We start from the raw sequence: 17,049 nt of genomic DNA on the forward strand, positions 1-17,049 counted from the left end.
CGTACATGAAAGCCGAGAAGAGCGAGCAGGATCCAAAGTACCACGAGACACGAGAAACCTTGTGGGAAGTCGGGGGGACCACCCCCCAAGGCTAAATACTCCTTAGTGACCGATAGCGCATAGTACTGTGAAGGAAAGGTGAAAAGAACCCCGGGAGGGGAGTGAAAGAGAACCTGAAACCCTGTGTTTACAAGCTGTGGAACACCCATAAGAGGTGAACCGCGTACTTTTTGTAGAACGGTCCGGCGAGTTACGCTGGCTGGCAAGGTTAAGCACCAAAGGTGCGGAGCCGAAGGGAAACCAAGTCTTAATAGGGCCAGAGTCAGTCAGAGTAGACCCGAAACCGGGTGATCTATCCATGTCCAGGTTGAAGCTGCCGTAAGAGGTAGTGGAGGACCGAACGCACATCCGTTGAAAAGGGTGGCGATGAGGTGTGGATAGGGGAGAAATTCCAATCGAACCCGGAGATAGCTGGTTCTCCTCGAAATAGCTTTAGGGCTAGCCTCGATAAAGATTTGCGGAGGTAGAGCACTGAATTTCCTAGGGGGCGTCAAAGCTTACCGAAGAATATCAAACTCCGAATGCCGTGTAATTGATTATCGGGAGTCAGACTGCACGAGATAAGTTGGGCAGTCGAAAGGGAAAGAGCCCAGACCTCCAGCTAAGGTCCCAAAGTGCGTGTTAAGTGGAAAAGGATGTGGGATTTCGAAGACAACTAGGATGTTGGCTCAGAAGCAGCCATGCATTCAAAGAGTGCGTAATAGCTCACTAGTCGAGAGGTCCTGCGCCGAAAATGTCCGGGGCTGAAACACGACACCGAAGCTGAGGAATCACGCAAGTGATTGGTAGAGGAGCATTGTTAACGCGAAGAAGCGGTACCGTAAGGAGCCGTGGAGTGTTAAGAAGAGAGAATGCCGGAATGAGTAGCGAGAAAAAGGTGAGAATCCTTTTGGCCGAATATCTAAGGTTTCCAGAGTAAAGCTGATCTGCTCTGGGTAAGTCGGGGCCTAAGGCGAGGGCGAAAGCCGTAGCCGATGGACAACAGGTTGAGATTCCTGTACTGCAATATAACAGAACTGTGGGGACACGGAAGGAAAGTGGGAGCCGGAAACGGAAAATCCGGTGCAAGCGAGGTAGGAGTTCAGTAGGCAAATCCGCTGAACAATCCGAAGGCGTGATGCGGACCGAACTAAAGTAGGGAAGCCCATGAGCCGGCCGTCAAGAAAAGCCGCTATTGTTTATATTGTACCCGTACCGTAAACCGACACAGGTGGATGAGGAGAGAATCCTAAGGCCGACGGAAGAAGCATTGTTAAGGAACTCGGCAAAATGACCCCGTAACTTCGGGAGAAGGGGTGCCACCGAAAGGTGGCCGCAGAGAATAGGCTCAAGCAACTGTTTAGCAAAAACACAGGTCTATGCAAAACCGAAAGGTGAGGTATATGGGCTGACGCCTGCCCGGTGCTGGAAGGTTAAGGGGAGAGGTTAGACGCAAGTCGAAGCTTTGAACTTAAGCCCCAGTAAACGGCGGCCGTAACTATAACGGTCCTAAGGTAGCGAAATTCCTTGTCGGGTAAGTTCCGACCCGCACGAAAGGCGTAATGATTTGAGCACTGTCTCGACAATGCATCCGGTGAAATTGAAGTACCAGTGAAGATGCTGGTTACCTGCGCCAGGACGGAAAGACCCCATGGAGCTTTACTCCAGCTTGATACTGGGATTCGGTATTGCATGTACAGGATAGGTGGGAGACGAAGAAGTGGTGACGCCAGTTGCCATGGAGTCAATGTTGGGATACCACCCTTGCAGTATTGGGTTTCTAACCAACCGCCGTGACCCGGCGGTGGGACAATGTCAGGCGGGGAGTTTGACTGGGGCGGTCGCCTCCGAAAGGGTATCGGAGGCGCTCAAAGGTTCCCTCAGAATGGTCGGAAACCATTCGAAGAGTGCAAAGGCAGAAGGGAGCTTGACTGCGACACCGACGGGTGGAGCAGGTACGAAAGTAGGACTTAGTGATCCGGTGGTATAAAGTGGGATTGCCATCGCTCAACGGATAAAAGCTACCCTGGGGATAACAGGCTTATCACTCCCAAGAGTTCACATCGACGGAGTGGTTTGGCACCTCGATGTCGGCTCATCGCATCCTGGGGCTGTAGTAGGTCCCAAGGGTTGGGCTGTTCGCCCATTAAAGCGGTACGCGAGCTGGGTTCAGAACGTCGTGAGACAGTTCGGTCCCTATCCGGCGTGGGCGTAGGATATTTGAGAGGAGCTGACCTTAGTACGAGAGGACCGGGTTGGACTGACCACTGGTGTACCGGTTGTTCCGCCAGGAGCACGGCCGGGTAGCCAAGTCGGGAAGGGATAAACGCTGAAGGCATCTAAGCGTGAAGCCCCCCTCAAGATGAGATATCCCATTCTTTAGAAGAAGTAAGACCCCTTGAAGACGACGAGGTAGATAGGGCAGAGGTGGAAGTGCAGCAATGCATGGAGCTGACTGTTACTAATCGGTCGAGGGCTTGACCTGAACACTTAGAAAGAAATTTCTAAGTAAAACGGTAAGTGTTGTAAAGTAGAAAAAAAGATGTATTCGTATATGTAGTTTTGAAGGTACAATATTGTTCTTCAGGATTGGCCCAGTGGCTCAGTTGGTTAGAGCGCCGCCCTGTCACGGCGGAGGTCGAGAGTTCGAGTCTCTTCTGGGTCGTTTGATTTACTATTTATTTGATTATGGGATCTTAGCTCAGCTGGGAGAGCATCTGCCTTACAAGCAGAGGGTCATAGGTTCGAGCCCTATAGGTCCCATTTTAAACGTTGTTTTGGACACGCTGATAGCGTGGCGCTATTGCTTTAAGCAATTCGCCGATGTGGCTCAATTGGCAGAGCAGCTGATTTGTAATCAGCAGGTTATCGGTTCGAGTCCGATCATCGGCTTTATGGATGGATTCCCGAGTGGCCAAAGGGGGCAGACTGTAAATCTGTTGGCACCGCCTTCGAAGGTTCGAATCCTTCTCCATCCATTAGGATTATTCAATCCAATATCTAATTCAATATCGCGGGGTGGAGCAGTCTGGAAGCTCGTCGGGCTCATAACCCGAAGGTCACAGGTTCAAATCCTGTCCCCGCTACTCTATGCCCAGATAGCTCACGCACTGAACACTTGATGAAGCGAAGCTGAATCTAGTGAGAAGGCGGTTCTTGTGAATGGAATGAACAAGAACTACAGAGCCGGCTGAGCAAAAATTTAATATTTATGTATGTGTGCCCAGATAGCTCAGTTGGTAGAGCAGAGGACTGAAAATCCTCGTGTCGCTGGTTCGATTCCGGCTCTGGGCATTGAAACACAATTAAATAAGGGTGTGTAGCTCAGTTGGTAGAGCACTTGACTTTTAATCAAGTTGTCCGGGGTTCGAACCCCCGCACGCTCATGATTGGAAACCGGATATAACGTATATCCGGTTTTTTTATGTCCATATCTCCCTGCATGTTATTTTATGCATCTTTCGGTATCTCCGTATTTTTTATTCCATATGTTTGTGATTTTATTTTTATTGATCATTCTTATAGATGACATATCATATAGCATCTCCAGTTACAGCAATTAAGTGATATGTTTTCACAATATTGTTAATAGTAACAAAAGGTATAACAAATTATAATGATAGAAAATGATCGTGAGAGTTTTAACTGTTTATAGAAGGGTCTGATGGAAAATAGATGCTGCTGGATATGAAAAATATAAATATAGCGTTCTTAGGCAATCAAATATTGCATGATGTGAACCTAAATATTTCTTATGGCGAGGTGAAAGGTCTGATTGGGCCTAATGGATCCGGGAAATCCACAATAGTAAATATTTTATCTGGTGTATATCCACCGGATGATGGGGATATCTATATAGATGGGGATAAGTTTAGTGGATATTCTCCTGAGATTGTGTTGGATAAGGGAATTTTTACGCTTTACCAGGAACCTAGTCTTATTCCGGAAATGAGTATAACAGATAATTTATTTGCCGGCAATTATCTGAGAAGGCTTGGCATTTTTTGCAATGATAAAAAGATGAGAAAGAAGGCAGAAGAGGTTCTAACGTATTTTGGGCTGCCTATCTCTCCGGACGAGAAAGTAAGAAACCTCTCAAAGTGTGAAAAAGAGATAATTGCCGTGGCAAAGGCTTTTTTGAAGCAGGCCAAATTATATATTATGGACGAGCCTACGGCGGGGATGTCATGTCAGGAACAGCAAGTGGTTCTTCAGCTGGTAAGAAACCTTAAAAAAAGCGGTTCCTCTGTTATATATGTGACACACCGAATGGAGGAGATTCGGGAAGTCTGTGATTCTCTCTGTATTATGAGAGATGGAAGAGTGATACTGGATGATAGGATGGAACACGTGACGGACAGATGCATTCAGAACCTTATGGAAGTAACAAAAATGGATACCGGATATGTGAGCAGGAGTAAGTTATCTGATACCGTTGCTCTGGAGGTATTACATTTGTCAAAAGACGGTGCCTATGAAGATATCAGCTTTCGCCTCCATAAGGGCGAGATCTTGGGAATTGCAGGGGCCATGGGTTCTGGCCGGACTGCTCTTCTGAAAACTTTGTTTGGGGCTATTAAGCCCGACAGAGGTATGATATTTGTAAAACAGAAGAAAATAGATTTTATGAGTGTTTATGATGCCATAGAACAAAATATTGGATATATGCCTGATGATCGGCTGGAGTCGGGGATTATTCCGGATCTGTCAGTATTAGACAATACCGTTTTAACGGAAGTAAATAAGAAGAAATCATTCCTAAAAAACAGTAAAAAAGAGATTGAATCATTTATAAAGTTTGTTGTTCAGCCAGGTTACTATTTATCTAATCCAAGCCAGGCAATTAAGTATGCAAGCGGGGGCAATCAGCAGAAGACAATATTTTTTAGATGGATTGTTTCGGAATCCAGTATTTTACTTCTTGACGAGCCTACAAAGGGTATAGACATTGCATCTAAAAATGAGATGTATCAGCTGATTTTAGAAAAGGCGCAGGAAGGGGTATCATTTATTATTAGTTCCTCAGATTATAAAGAATTGCAAAGACTATGTACGAAAGTTTTGGTATTAAAACATGGTGTTTTAGAAGAACATGCATTTTCTGCAAACGATTTACTTACAATGGGGTGAAAAAGTTTGGGAAATTCCTATTTTATACAACGTCCAATGCTTTTAAAGATATGTAAAAATAAGGATATAGGAGTATCGGATGATATGGCAGGTATGGGCAATCAAATGCTGTATCTTGTCTATCGCAATAGTATCCAGATACTTATTGAAGATGAATTGGTAACCCTATTTGAGGGACAGGTACTTTTATCTAAAGCAGATATTTCCAGAAAAGTAATCCAAATGAATTCCGGATATTTTCAGCTGTTATTCAGTCAGGCAGTTACATTTAAAGGCAAGTTAAGCGGGGAAATTTTTATTGACAGCGGGGTGTATCAAGTTTTTGAAATCTCTGAGGATCTTGAGAGCTGTAAGTTTTTGTGTGAGAGAATGCTGAGAGAAATTGAGGATGAGAATATTTCCAGAGAATTGGCTGATACTTTATTGGAGGGAATTTTGTCTATACTCTGTAAGACGCTGAGCAGTAAAAGCAGTATTCAAAGAGATTTTATTGCTATTACAAAAGAATATATTGAGAAACATTACAAAGAAAATCTAAGTCTTTCAGAGCTAGCAGATCATGTAAATGTAAGTGTATATCATTTGTCCCATATGTTTAAAGAAGAGGTGGGAATATCCCCCATACAGTATGCTATTTTCTGCAGAATGGAGTACGCGAAAAAGCAATTGAGGGAAACATCATGTTCCGTTCAAAAAATAGCGGTGGAACTTGGTTATGAAAATCCAAATTATTTTAACCTGCTGTTTAAAAAGACTGTGGGGATAAGCCCCGGAACCTATAGAAAAGAGTGGAAAAGACGATAATTACAGAGCGCAGAGTAGATAACAGAGATGTTATTTATTCTGTTTTTTTATTATAGTCGAATGAGTTTTCAAGGTAACAAAATAAATAAGAAATATAAGCTTTAGCAAGAAAGTTATATAATTTGCACAAAAATATATCATAAAAACAAAAATATAATATAATTTGCACAATAATATTAATAGTTTTATATAAGTATTTGGGATATTATGGGTAATATAAAGAAGGATCATGATTCTTGCTATAAAAAAAAGGAGGAAGTATATGTTTAAGTACAGTTATGATGCCCTGGTTTATTATGGTGAAAAAGCAAAAGACAGTATTGAGAGGTGTGCGAGGTATGGATATGATGCCATTGAGCTATGTGGGGAACCGGAGTATTACGATGTAAAAGAGGTAAATCAGTTGTGCAGGGACAATAAGATTAAAGTGTCTTCGATCTGTTCTGTTTACAATGAAGACAGAGATCTGGCACACCCGGATCCCGGAATGAGAGAACAGGCTCTTGAGTATGTAAAGAAGGTGGTAGACTTTGCTGCATCTATCGACTGCCAAATGGTAATAGCTAATCCAACTGCATGCTGTAAAACAGTACCTCTGGCTCCCTATGAAGATGAATATAAATGGGGTGTGGAAGGAATTATTAAGGGTGCTGAGTATGCAGCCAGGGCAGGTGTTAATCTTTGTCTGGAATGCTGGAACCGGTATGAGACGTATATGCTGAACCGTCTGGAGCAGGCAATGGATATGCTGAAAGATGTAAAGATGGATAATGTAGGCGTTATGGGAGATTTGTTTCACATGAATATTGATGAGGCTGATATTGCGCAGGCTATCCGGGATTGCGGCAGCAAGCTGACACATATTCATTTTGCAGATTCTAACAGGGCTGCGCCTTCAAAAGGGCACCTTGATTTTGCTCCTATAATGAAAGCGCTGCAGGATATTAAGTATCAGGGGTACATTACCTTTGAACTTCTGCCGGCAGGGGCGGACCCATTTGGAACATTAAAAGCCGGCGGTGGAAAAGAATTTTTTGATGAGTATACTGAGCTGGCTATCAAACACATAAAAGCCATTGAGCAAACTCTCTAAATAAGGTGTGGTGGGTATGGAGGTTATACTAAAGCATATTACAAAGTCCTTTTCAGGTACAAAGGCATTGGATGATGTAGAGCTGCACCTGAAGGGCGGGGAAATAAATTGCCTGGTAGGAGAAAATGGAGCGGGAAAATCTACGGTCATTAAAGTACTCGCCGGTGCACATATGCCGGATTCAGGGGAGATTCGTATCGATGGACAGGTAACTGTTTTGAGAAACCCCAGAGAATCCCAGATGAATAAGATTGCCGTCATTCATCAAGAGCTTTTATTAGTACCGGAGGTAAGTGTAGCAGAAAATATATTTTTAGGTGACTGGCCCAAGGGAAAGACCCGTTTTTTGGACCGGAAAGGGATGAATGAGAGGGCATCCGGTATACTTGCCAGGATCGGAGCCAATATAAATCCCAGGAGCATTGTATCTTCCCTCTCCACAGGAGAACAGCAGCTGGTCGAGATAGCGAAGGCACTCTCTAAGGATATAAAAGTACTGATATTGGATGAACCCACAGCTTCCCTGTCAGAGGTGGATGCCAATAATCTGCTCAGAATTGTTAAAGAACTAAAAAATCAGGGAATAGCTGTCCTCTATGTATCCCACCGTCTGGAAGAGGTTTTTGCAATAGCAGATAAGATAACAGTATTCCGTGACGGAAAATATATTGGCTGTGTGCCAGGCCAGGATGCCACGAAGGACGAGATTGTTAAGATGATGGTAGGAAGAGAAGCCGGGAACATTGAGGTCAGGCATCGGGTGAAACAAAAAGGGAAAAAAGTTCTGGAGGTAAAGCATCTGACCAGCCGGGGAATGTTTAAAGATATTTCCTTTGATTTATATGAAGGAGAGGTTGTGGGACTGGCTGGTCTGGTGGGAGCCGGACGAACGGAAATAGTACGGGCACTGTACGGCGCAGATGCCTATGACAGCGGAGAAATATTGGTGAATGGAGAACGCAGGAATTTTCATCACCCTGCAGATGCTATTAGGGAAGGAATTTCCCTGGTGCCGGAGGACAGGAAGACTCAGGGTCTGGTCTTGGGACAGTCTGTGGAGCATAACATACAGCTGGGAATACTGAAAAAAATCAGCAGTTATGGGATGGTACAGAGAAAGCAGGGGAGAGCGGTTGTCGAGGATTACAGGAACAAGCTCAGAATTAAAACAGTTTCTGTGGAAACCGATGTCAATTCATTGAGCGGCGGCAATCAGCAAAAGGTAGTATTGGCCAGAAGTCTGGCCATGGATCCCAGAATATTGTTTCTTGACGAACCAACTCGAGGCGTTGATGTGGGCGCAAGAGAAGAGATTCACAAATTAATTGATGAGGCGGTCAAAAATCGTCTGGCAGTATTGCTGGTATCTTCAGACATTCTGGAACTTCTTGCTCTAAGTGATCGCATTGTGGTTTTGCGGGAAGGACAGATAGCGGGGAAATTCAATGACCATAAGGTTTCAAAGGAGGAGGTGATTAAACTTGCAGCAAATTAAAACAAAATCAGGACAGCTAGGACAGATTCTGGATAAAATGGGGCTGTTTCTTGTGTTGTTGGTATTTATTATTGTAATGTCTGTTTTGACTCCCAGTTTTCTCACATGGAATAACCTGAGAAACCTGCTGATTCAGTCTACTATACTTTGTACGCTGTCTCTCGGGGTAACTTTTGTAATTATTACCGGAGGGATTGATCTGTCCGTAGGATCCGTGGAAGCGGTAGCTTCGGCAATAGGAATGGCTTTGATTGTAAAGACAGGTTTCCCGCCATTTGTAGGTGTTTTAGTTATGCTTGCAGTGGGAATTGCATTTGGTATCATCAATGGTTCTCTGGTAACACAATTTAGGATTCCTCCGATGATTGTTACGCTTGCCACTATGAGTATTGCCCGGGGTATTGTACTGGTGTTTACTAACAGTGCAAACATAGGACCTGTGCCGAGAGCTTTTACGGTGCTTACTTCTTCTTACGTAATTGGGATTCCCCTGATTGTTTGGGTAGTGGTAATCTTCTGTATAATAGCCTGGATCTGTCTCTCGAAGACTGCATTTGGGAGATCTATATATGCAGTGGGAGGCAGTGAACTGGCGGCAAAGCTGGCAGGTATCCGGACAAAGCGTATTATCATTATGGCCTATATGATCTCAGGTCTGTGTGCAGCCATTGCCGGTCTTCTTTTAACGATCCGGCTGGAATCCGCGGGCCCCAATGCCGGTGACGGTGTGGAAATGAATGCCATTGCCGCAGTGGTAGTGGGTGGCACAAGCCTGTCAGGCGGGCGGGGTACAGTTTTGGGTACCGTCTTAGGTGTAATTCTGATTTCTCTTGTCTCAAACGCAGTTAATCTGCTGGGAGTTCCCCCTGCGTGGGATAAGATTGTAAAAGGTGTAGTTATTATTATTGCGGCTCTTCTGGACGCGAACAGAAACAGAATTGGGAAACGTTCCAGATAAGAGACCAGTGCGAAGGAGGATTTTTATGATAAAGAAACGAATAATCAGCGTTATGATGGCAGTTTTACTTGTTGCAGTGCTTGCCGCCGGGTGCGGGAAGAATGACAGTACAGAGGAGCCGGAAAATAAGGAGGGGACAGACACAGCAGCAGAACAGGAACCGGAAAAGAAGGAGAAAGATACGTATAAGATATCTGCGCTGCTGTACAGCCGGGGATTTGAATTTATGGTGGCATTGGATCAGGGGATCCAGGATAAATGCAAGGAGTATGGGATTGAGGTAGAGGTTCTTGACGGAAATTCTGACAGCTCCACACAGATTACGCAGATTGAGGACAGTATCACAAAAGGTGTTGATGCAATTCTTCTGGCCCCCAATAATTCTGAGGAACTGGTAGCCGGAGTGAAAAAAGCGAACGATGCAGGGGTTCCTGTGGTAGTTCTGGATGGAAATGTGGCTGAGGGATGTGAAGTGTTGGCTTCCTGTACCTTTGACAATAAAGCCGGCGGAAAAATGGCTGCCGAACATCTTATGGAAATCGCAGATCCATGCAGTGTGCTGGAATGCACAGGTGCAACAGGCGCTTACCATGCAGTGCGGCGGGGCGGAGGCTTTGAGGATGAGATGGCCACTGACAGCAGCTATAAAGTGATTGCCAATGACTGCAGCTGGGACGCGGAGACAGCGCAGAATGCCACTGTTGATATTTTATCTTCTAACAGTGAGGTTAACGCTGTATTTACCCATAACGGAGAGATGGTCAGAGGAGTCATTGCGGGATTAAAGCAGATAAACCAGTTAAAGAAAGTAGGGGAAGAGGGACATGTTCCCGTTGTGTGTATTGACGGAACACCGGCAGAGCTGGACTATATCCGGGATGGATATCTGGACGCCACTGTGGAACAGAATCCTTTTGACATGGGTGCCCTGGCTGTGGATGTGGCTTATAAGTATCTGAGCGGAGAGGATGAGAATCCGGAGAAGGAACAGTATGTATATCCCAGACTCATTACCAGTGATAATGTAGAAGATCCGGAAAACTGGGCAAATCAGATCAAGTAGTTTGCTATGCAGAAAGAAGTGTCGAAGATTATGAAGAAAAAACTTAAGGTTATACAGATAGGAACCGGAAGCTGGGGATTCAGCTGGGTAGAAAAGGCGCTTCAGTCCCCCTGGGTGGAATTGGCGGGGCTGGTAGATATGAAACAGGAGATGCTGGATTATGCAGTAAATACCTATCATCTGGATCCCTCTATTTGCTTTCTGACATTAAAGGAAGCTGTGAAGCATGTTGAGGCAGACGCAGCCTTTGTAGTAGTTCCTCCGGCTTTTCATAAGGAGGTTGCCATTGAGGCTTTGGAGTGCGGACTGCACTGTCTGGTAGAAAAGCCTCTGGCTGAAGAGATGGAGGATGCGCTGAAGATGGTTCTGGCGGCTGAAAAAGCAGGAAAAAAATTAATGATCAGCCAGAATTACAGGTTTAAAAGAGCCCCGCAGACGGTAAAGCAATTAGTGGAAAAAGGGTTTGTGGGGGAAATTGGAAGTGTATTTATTAACTTTCAAAAGGCACCTCATTTTACAGGATTTCGTACGGAGATGTTTGAGCCTCTGATTCAGGATATGAGTATTCATCATTTTGATCAGATCCGCGGAATTTTGGGATTGAACCCTGTAAGAATCAAAGCACACTCCTGGAATACCAGCTGGAGCTGGTTTAAGGGGAATCCCGCGGCCAGTGTTATTTTTGAAATGGAAAACGACGCAGTTGTCTCCTATAACGGCAGCTGGGTTTCCCAGGGATGGGAGACTACATGGGACGGTGACTGGAGGATTCAGGGCAGTGAAGGGGAGATTCACTGGCATAATAATCAGGTAATACTGCATCCTTCCGATCTTTTTGTCTCCGTATTCCAGGACGGAGCTGTGGAAAAAAACGGGGATCTTGTATTTGATCTGGCTGCTATGGAGGAGGAGGAAAGAATGGCCTCCATCGCGGAATTTGCAGCTGCCATTGCAGAGAACAGAGAGCCTGAGACAAATGGGAGGGATAATCTCTACAGCCTTGCTATGGTTTTGGGTGCAAAATACGCGGCAAAGACCGGAGCGTGTGTGGAGGTTGCGGATTTATTAGATCCCCGGCATTTTAGTAAATATGCTCATATAGACGATTAATTTAACGGATGTCCCCTGCACCTCCTCACTGTTTGACGGAGGGCAGGGACAGTCCCGGGAGGTAAAGGATATGATAAAAGTAGGTGTAGCCGGATGCGGAAAGATCGCTCAGGTGCGTCATCTTCCGGAATACGCAGACCGGAAAGAGGTAATGATTGCCGGGGTTTATGACCTGAACTATGAAAGAGCCTGTGAAGTGGCATCCCGGTATGAGGCCACAGCATACAAAGAATTTCAGGACATGCTGAAAGATCCGTCTATAGATGCAGTAAGTATCTGCGTGGCAAATGCATTTCACTGTGATATGACGGTGGAGGCGCTCAGGGCGGGAAAGCATGTGCTCTGCGAGAAACCTATGGCAATTACCCTGGAGCAATGCGAAAGAATGGTACAGACAGCCAGGGAGACCGGCAGATTTCTTATGATTGGCCACAATCAGAGACTTGCCAGGGCTCATGCCAAAGCCAGGGAACTGGTGCAGGCAGGGGAGATTGGAAGCATTATTACGTTCGAGACAAATTTTCAGCACAGCGGTCCGGAGACATGGACCATTGACAGCAGCAGCAGTCAGATTTGGTTTTTTGATAAGAAGAAAGCAGCTTTCGGAGCAATGGCAGATCTGGGGATTCATAAGACGGACTTGATTCAGTTTCTTACGGGACAGAGGGTACATGAGGTAATGGCTTATGTGGGAACTCTGGAGAAACGGGATAAAGACGGCAATTTCATCAGTGTGGATGACAATGCCTTTTGTATCTATCAGATGGATGGGGGCTGTGTGGGGATTATGAAGGCCAGCTGGACCTGCCACGGACAGGAGGATAATCACACAGTGCTGTACGGGACAGAGGGCGTTATGCATATCTACGAGGATCCCCGGTATTCCATAGTCATAGAACATAAGGACGGGACCCGCACCCTGTACGAGGCAGATGAGATTCAGACCAATGATCATCAGACAAAATCAGGAATTATAGATCTCTGGGTAGATTGTCTTGTCAGCAATCAGGAGCCTGCCATATCCGGGGAAGAGGCTCTTTCTGCTATGAAAGCAGTTTTTGCCGCAATGGAGTCCGCCCAGACAGGAAAAAGGATTACCGTAGAATAGGAGGTAAATAGTATGAGTCGTCCGATTACGCTGGCTTCCGGGCAGTTTGGGGACATGTCTTTAGAAGCCTTATGCAGTTTGGCAGAGTCGATTGGCTATGAAGGGTTAGAATTAGCCACCCATGCCCATTTTAATGTGCAGAGAGCCCTGGATGAGAAGGGATATGTAGAGTATGTACAGGCAACGCTGAGAGAGCATCATCTTTCCTGTTACGCAATCTCCGCTCATCTGACGGGGCAGTGTGTGGGGGATGTGTGGGATCCCCGGCTGGATAATTTTGCACCCTCCGCTCTCTCAGGACAGCCGGATAAGATCCGGGAATGGGCAGTGGAGGAAATGAAACGCACGGCAAAAGCTGCTCATCTTATGGGGGTTCAGGTAATTACCTGTTTTACGGGATCCCCTTTGTGGGCCTGGTGGTACTCATACCCTCAGACAACAAAAGAAATGATAGAGGAAGGGTATCAGAGGATTTATGATCTCTGGTCTCCTATATTTGACGTCTTTGATGAATATGGAATCAAATTTGCGCTTGAGGTACACCCCACGGAAATTGCCTTTGACTATTATACAACAGAAGCACTCCTTGATACATTCAGCCGCAGACCGACCCTGGGCATTAACTACGATCCCAGCCATCTGGTGTGGCAGGGAGTGAACGAGCTGACTTATCTGCGGGATTTTTCTGATCGAATCTATCATGTACACATAAAAGATGTAAAGATGAACCAGAACGAGCGGGCCGGAATCCTGGGATCTCATCTGGAGTTCGGGGACACCAGAAGAAAGTGGAATTTTGTATCCGTAGGACACGGGGATGTGGACTTTGACGGAATTATAAGGGAACTGAATCAAATGGGGTATGAGGGACCGCTGTCAGTGGAATGGGAGGACTCCGGAATGGAACGGGAAACAGGAGCCAGGGAATCCTATGAATATATCCGGAAGATGAATTTTTCACCCTCCGGCATTGCCTTTGACGCGGCGCTCAAAACAGAATAAGGAGGATGCTATGTACCGGTATAGTATGACCCAGTGGATTGTGGGAAACGAAAAAATAGAATATAGTTTTGAGAGATTGAAAAAATACGGTTATGACGGCATAGAATTTGCCGCAGAGCCGTATACCACGGATCAGGATAAGATGGTTGATTTGCTGGAAGAGTATGGTTTAATCTGTACCTCCCTGTGCGGAATCTTTCCGGAAGACAGGGATTTAACCTCAGGAGAACCCGGGGAGGCAGAAAAGGCGGTCCAGTATATAAAAGATAACGTAGATTTTGCAAAAAAGGTGGGAGCACCCTATATGATTGTGGTGCCCTCTCCGGTGGGAAGAACGGAGCCACTCCCCGGACGCTCTTATGAGACGGCCTGGGCCAATGCTGTGTCTAATGTACGTAAAGCGGCAGAGTATGCACAGACCCAGGGAATACGCCTGGCTGTAGAGGCTATTAACAGATATGAAACGTATCTGGTAAATACACTATCCAAGGCGTTGGCATTTGTCCGTGAGGTAAATCATCCTGCAGTTGGGATTATGGCCGACATGTTTCATATGAGTCTGGAAGAAAATAATATAGGAGCCAGCCTTCGGATGATAGCTCCGTACCTTATGCATGTGCATATTGCGGATAATACCCGGGAGGCGGCAGGTCTGGGAAGCACGAACTTTAAGGAGATGTTTTATGTTCTGAAGGATATCGGTTACGAGGGGCCTATCACAATGGAGTTTATGCCCAGGCTGGCGAACCCTTATGCCTCCGGAGATATGGAAACACAGTCAAAATTAATGGATCAGTATGCAGAGCAGGCCATCTGCTATATGAAAACATTGGAGAAAAGCATAGGATAAAAAAACCGGGAGCCTGCAGAGTATCTGCAGTTCTCCCGGTTTTTATCATTCTACAGGGGATCCTTGGCAATGGACTGCAGTACTTTCAGAGCCGCCCGATCATCGTCTGTGAATGCAAAATGTTCATTGATAGCTTTCCGGGCCAGTTCCAGATCCCTGGTTTTTATTGCCTCATACAATTCGTTGTGTTCCTGCTGCAGCAGATCCTTAGGATAAGCATCCTCTATAATCTTAGATACAAGAGATATATTCTGGTAGTAGAGTTTAGACAGGGCGTTTAAAAGAAACACAAACATGCTGTTTCCGGAAGCCTCTATGATTTTGGAATGAAACTGCCGATCCCAGCCGGTCCGTTCTTTTGAGGTGGCACTGGAATTGTAATGCTCTATAATTTCTCCAAGTTCACGGATAATATCGTCATTCCCCTGTTCAATTATATTTCTGATGGATTCAGACTCAATGCACCTTCTTAACTGAATCAAATCTTCGATTTTTCCATTATTAAGTGTGTACAGGAGTGAAAGGTTATTGGTCGTCCGTTCCTGTACCTTATTTACAATAAAATTGCCTCCCCCCTGCCGGCTTTCACAGATGCCGATCACCTCCAGGGCTTTTAGAGCCTCCCGCACAGAGGTGCGGCTTACACCAAATTTTTCGGAGAGTTCTTTTTCTGTGGGCAGCCGTTCTCCCACGGTAAGCTCACCGTTTATAATCATATCCTTAATCTGTTCTACAATGTATTCATAATTCTTTTTATTTCCAATGTGATTGAACATGACATCCTCCAATTTGTGCATCTCTTACATGATAACTGGTAAAAAGTAAAAGATAGTGTGCCGTATTTTGTATAATTGTTATAATTTTACCATATTATACAGAATTAATAAAGCATTAGTGCTAAAGGAGTTAAAAAGTTAACGATGAAAAATGCACAATAAATATTGACATGCAATAGTTTCTGTGGTAGTTTATAACCATAATAAATTTGTATGACAATATTACAATAACATAATATTAACAATAAAGAAAGGGAGAAAGCAATAAATATATACAAAAGCATCAATTGTAATTTGGCATGCAAATAAACGGCGGAACCATGCGGTGAAAAAGAAAGGAGTTATGGGATGAATAGCAGAGCAAAACGTTACATTGCAATTACTGCGTTGGGGTTGGTATATGGCACTATGTTTAACCTGCCTTATATCAAGTATGTATTCTATGATGCCATGATTGATGGAATGGGTGTGAGCAATACAAAGCTGGGACTTCTTTTAACTGTTTACACCATAGTCAGCACGGCAGGGCTGCTTCCGGGAGGGTGGATTGCCGATCGGTTTAAGACAAAAGGGATCATTGTAGGAAGCGCATTTTTGAACGGAATTATCTGTATTTTCTTTATGTTTACTATGAGAAACTATGCGTGTGCCATGATTACTTGGATTGTATCTGCCATAGCAGGGGTTACTGCTTTCTGGGCTGCTATATTAAAGGCGGTGCGTCTGATATCACCGGAGGATGAGCAGGGAAGAGCCTACGGATTCTGGGAAGGGGTCTGCGGCCTTTCGGCAACAATCGGCAATTTTGTGGCTTTATATGTATTTTCCAGATTTGATAATTCTACAGCAGCCCTGAAAGGGGCAGTGGCAAGTATGGGTGTGATGTGCATCATCGGCGGACTGCTGGTATGGTGGCTCTACGACGAGAACATGACATCTACGGATGAAAGAGGGGAGAAGCGAAAGACAGTAAGCATTAAAGAAACATTCGCTGTCTTTAAACTGCCGAAGCTTTATCTGAGCTGTATCATTGTCTTCTGCAGTTACGGATTCTTCAGCAGCCAGTCCTTTTTAACTCCTTACTTCACCAATGTTTTAGGTGCCGCAGTTACCTTCAGCGGCGTACTTGCAATCTTCAGAAGCTACGGGCTGAAGATTCTGGGAGGTCCTGTAGGGGGTGTGATAGCCGATAAGCTGCACTCTCCGTCGAAGCTGGCAATCGGCTGCTACATTATTATGGCAGCAGTGGTGATCTACATAGCGAACGCGTCGGGGGGAAGTGAACTGATCACCATACTTACCGTATTATCCCTCATACTTGCAACCGTTTGTTTTATGGCAAGGGGAACGATGTGGGCAACCATTGCAGAGGCAGAGATCCCTCCGGAGATATCAGGTACGGCCATTTCCGTTGCTTCTATCATCGGATTTAATATACCCGATACATTCCTGCCTCCGCTGCTTGGCAGCTGGCTGGATAAATACGGGAACACGGGATACCAGTACATCTTTTACTTTTTGATCGGATTGTGTGTAGTGGGAGTCATTGCCGCATTGTCACTGATATTTGCCAATAAGAGGACTGCTGCAAAAAGAATCTCAGCAAATTAATCTATAGAGT

12 protein-coding genes, 7 tRNA genes and 1 rRNA gene (1 of these 20 only partly in view) are annotated in these 17,049 nt (G+C 45.1%); 19 read left to right on the forward strand and 1 reads right to left on the reverse strand.

What is annotated here, in order from left to right; translation table 11 throughout:
* The 18 genes from ACGHCT_RS00070 to ACGHCT_RS00155 all read left to right on the forward strand — a co-directional run.
* Nucleotides 1–2,524: ribosomal RNA gene (locus ACGHCT_RS00070) — 23S ribosomal RNA — on the forward strand; it begins 368 nt to the left of the window's first position.
* A 106-nt stretch (nt 2,525–2,630) separates the two neighbouring features.
* Nucleotides 2,631–2,704, forward strand: a tRNA-Asp gene (locus ACGHCT_RS00075).
* A gap of 25 nt (nt 2,705–2,729) precedes the next feature.
* Nucleotides 2,730–2,802, forward strand: a tRNA-Val gene (locus ACGHCT_RS00080).
* Between the two features lie 56 nt (nt 2,803–2,858).
* Nucleotides 2,859–2,931: transfer RNA gene (locus tag ACGHCT_RS00085), tRNA-Thr, on the forward strand.
* Between the two features lie 4 nt (nt 2,932–2,935).
* Nucleotides 2,936–3,017 (forward strand) — tRNA-Tyr (locus ACGHCT_RS00090).
* 34 nt (nt 3,018–3,051) lie between these two features.
* Nucleotides 3,052–3,125 (forward strand) — tRNA-Met (locus tag ACGHCT_RS00095).
* Nucleotides 3,126–3,260: 135 nt separating this feature from the next.
* Nucleotides 3,261–3,333: transfer RNA gene (locus ACGHCT_RS00100), tRNA-Phe, on the forward strand.
* Nucleotides 3,334–3,352: 19 nt separating this feature from the next.
* A tRNA-Lys gene (locus ACGHCT_RS00105) sits at nt 3,353–3,425 on the forward strand.
* 301 nt (nt 3,426–3,726) lie between these two features.
* Entirely contained in the window at nt 3,727–5,169 is a 1,443-nt protein-coding gene (locus tag ACGHCT_RS00110; RefSeq protein ID WP_158641031.1) for a sugar ABC transporter ATP-binding protein, read from the forward strand.
* A gap of 84 nt (nt 5,170–5,253) precedes the next feature.
* On the forward strand, nt 5,254–5,973 hold the full coding sequence (locus ACGHCT_RS00115; RefSeq protein WP_390437531.1) for a helix-turn-helix domain-containing protein: 720 nt from the start codon (nt 5,254–5,256) through the stop codon (nt 5,971–5,973).
* 262 nt (nt 5,974–6,235) lie between these two features.
* Complete coding sequence (locus ACGHCT_RS00120; RefSeq protein ID WP_154261225.1) at nt 6,236–7,066, forward strand: sugar phosphate isomerase/epimerase family protein; 831 nt, start codon at nt 6,236–6,238, stop codon at nt 7,064–7,066.
* Nucleotides 7,067–7,082: 16 nt separating this feature from the next.
* Entirely contained in the window at nt 7,083–8,561 is a 1,479-nt protein-coding gene (locus ACGHCT_RS00125; protein WP_154261223.1) for a sugar ABC transporter ATP-binding protein, read from the forward strand.
* Nucleotides 8,548–9,519: an ABC transporter permease gene (locus tag ACGHCT_RS00130; RefSeq protein ID WP_390437532.1), complete on the forward strand. Its 972-nt coding sequence runs from the start codon at nt 8,548–8,550 to the stop codon at nt 9,517–9,519. The genes ACGHCT_RS00125 and ACGHCT_RS00130 overlap by 14 nt, the downstream gene beginning before the upstream one ends.
* 25 nt (nt 9,520–9,544) lie before the next feature.
* A complete protein-coding gene (locus ACGHCT_RS00135) occupies nt 9,545–10,582 on the forward strand; it encodes a sugar ABC transporter substrate-binding protein (protein ID WP_390437533.1) in 1,038 nt (345 codons plus the stop codon).
* 30 nt (nt 10,583–10,612) lie between these two features.
* Nucleotides 10,613–11,692, forward strand: a complete 1,080-nt coding sequence (locus tag ACGHCT_RS00140; RefSeq protein ID WP_390437534.1) for a Gfo/Idh/MocA family protein — start codon at nt 10,613–10,615, stop codon at nt 11,690–11,692.
* 70 nt (nt 11,693–11,762) lie between these two features.
* On the forward strand, nt 11,763–12,800 hold the full coding sequence (locus tag ACGHCT_RS00145) for a Gfo/Idh/MocA family protein (RefSeq protein ID WP_072854865.1): 1,038 nt from the start codon (nt 11,763–11,765) through the stop codon (nt 12,798–12,800).
* 12 nt (nt 12,801–12,812) lie between these two features.
* Entirely contained in the window at nt 12,813–13,802 is a 990-nt protein-coding gene (locus ACGHCT_RS00150) for a sugar phosphate isomerase/epimerase (protein WP_072854864.1), read from the forward strand.
* A 10-nt stretch (nt 13,803–13,812) separates the two neighbouring features.
* Nucleotides 13,813–14,652: a sugar phosphate isomerase/epimerase gene (locus ACGHCT_RS00155; protein WP_072854863.1), complete on the forward strand. Its 840-nt coding sequence runs from the start codon at nt 13,813–13,815 to the stop codon at nt 14,650–14,652.
* A gap of 50 nt (nt 14,653–14,702) precedes the next feature.
* On the opposite strand, the gene ACGHCT_RS00160 is transcribed toward ACGHCT_RS00155, so the two are convergent.
* Nucleotides 14,703–15,428 carry a FadR/GntR family transcriptional regulator gene (locus ACGHCT_RS00160; RefSeq protein WP_072853176.1) on the reverse strand — a complete coding sequence of 242 codons (726 nt, stop codon included), beginning with the start codon at nt 15,426–15,428 and terminating at the stop codon, nt 14,703–14,705.
* 348 nt (nt 15,429–15,776) lie between these two features.
* On the opposite strand from ACGHCT_RS00160, the gene ACGHCT_RS00165 reads away from it, so the two are divergent.
* Nucleotides 15,777–17,039 carry an MFS transporter gene (locus ACGHCT_RS00165; protein WP_072853178.1) on the forward strand — a complete coding sequence of 421 codons (1,263 nt, stop codon included), beginning with the start codon at nt 15,777–15,779 and terminating at the stop codon, nt 17,037–17,039.
* Nucleotides 17,040–17,049: the final 10 nt, after the last annotated feature.

Source organism: Lactonifactor longoviformis (assembly GCF_042848515.1).
Lineage (GTDB): Bacteria > Bacillota > Clostridia > Lachnospirales > Lachnospiraceae > Lactonifactor > Lactonifactor longoviformis.

Excerpts from the sequence above, each read along its gene's own strand:
- ACGHCT_RS00135 (WP_390437533.1), top strand. The coding sequence starts at position 9,545 with ATGATAAAGAAACGAATAATCAGCGTTATGATGGCAGTTTTACTTGTT.
- ACGHCT_RS00145 (WP_072854865.1), top strand. The coding sequence starts at position 11,763 with ATGATAAAAGTAGGTGTAGCCGGATGCGGAAAGATCGCTCAGGTGCGT.
- ACGHCT_RS00115 (WP_390437531.1), top strand. The coding sequence starts at position 5,254 with ATGGCAGGTATGGGCAATCAAATGCTGTATCTTGTCTATCGCAATAGT.
- ACGHCT_RS00125 (WP_154261223.1), top strand. The coding sequence starts at position 7,083 with ATGGAGGTTATACTAAAGCATATTACAAAGTCCTTTTCAGGTACAAAG.
- ACGHCT_RS00150 (WP_072854864.1), top strand. The coding sequence starts at position 12,813 with ATGAGTCGTCCGATTACGCTGGCTTCCGGGCAGTTTGGGGACATGTCT.
- ACGHCT_RS00165 (WP_072853178.1), top strand. The coding sequence starts at position 15,777 with ATGAATAGCAGAGCAAAACGTTACATTGCAATTACTGCGTTGGGGTTG.
- ACGHCT_RS00120 (WP_154261225.1), top strand. The coding sequence starts at position 6,236 with ATGTTTAAGTACAGTTATGATGCCCTGGTTTATTATGGTGAAAAAGCA.
- ACGHCT_RS00155 (WP_072854863.1), top strand. The coding sequence starts at position 13,813 with ATGTACCGGTATAGTATGACCCAGTGGATTGTGGGAAACGAAAAAATA.
- ACGHCT_RS00140 (WP_390437534.1), top strand. The coding sequence starts at position 10,613 with ATGAAGAAAAAACTTAAGGTTATACAGATAGGAACCGGAAGCTGGGGA.
- ACGHCT_RS00160 (WP_072853176.1), bottom strand. The coding sequence starts at position 15,428 with ATGTTCAATCACATTGGAAATAAAAAGAATTATGAATACATTGTAGAA.
- ACGHCT_RS00110 (WP_158641031.1), top strand. The coding sequence starts at position 3,727 with ATGAAAAATATAAATATAGCGTTCTTAGGCAATCAAATATTGCATGAT.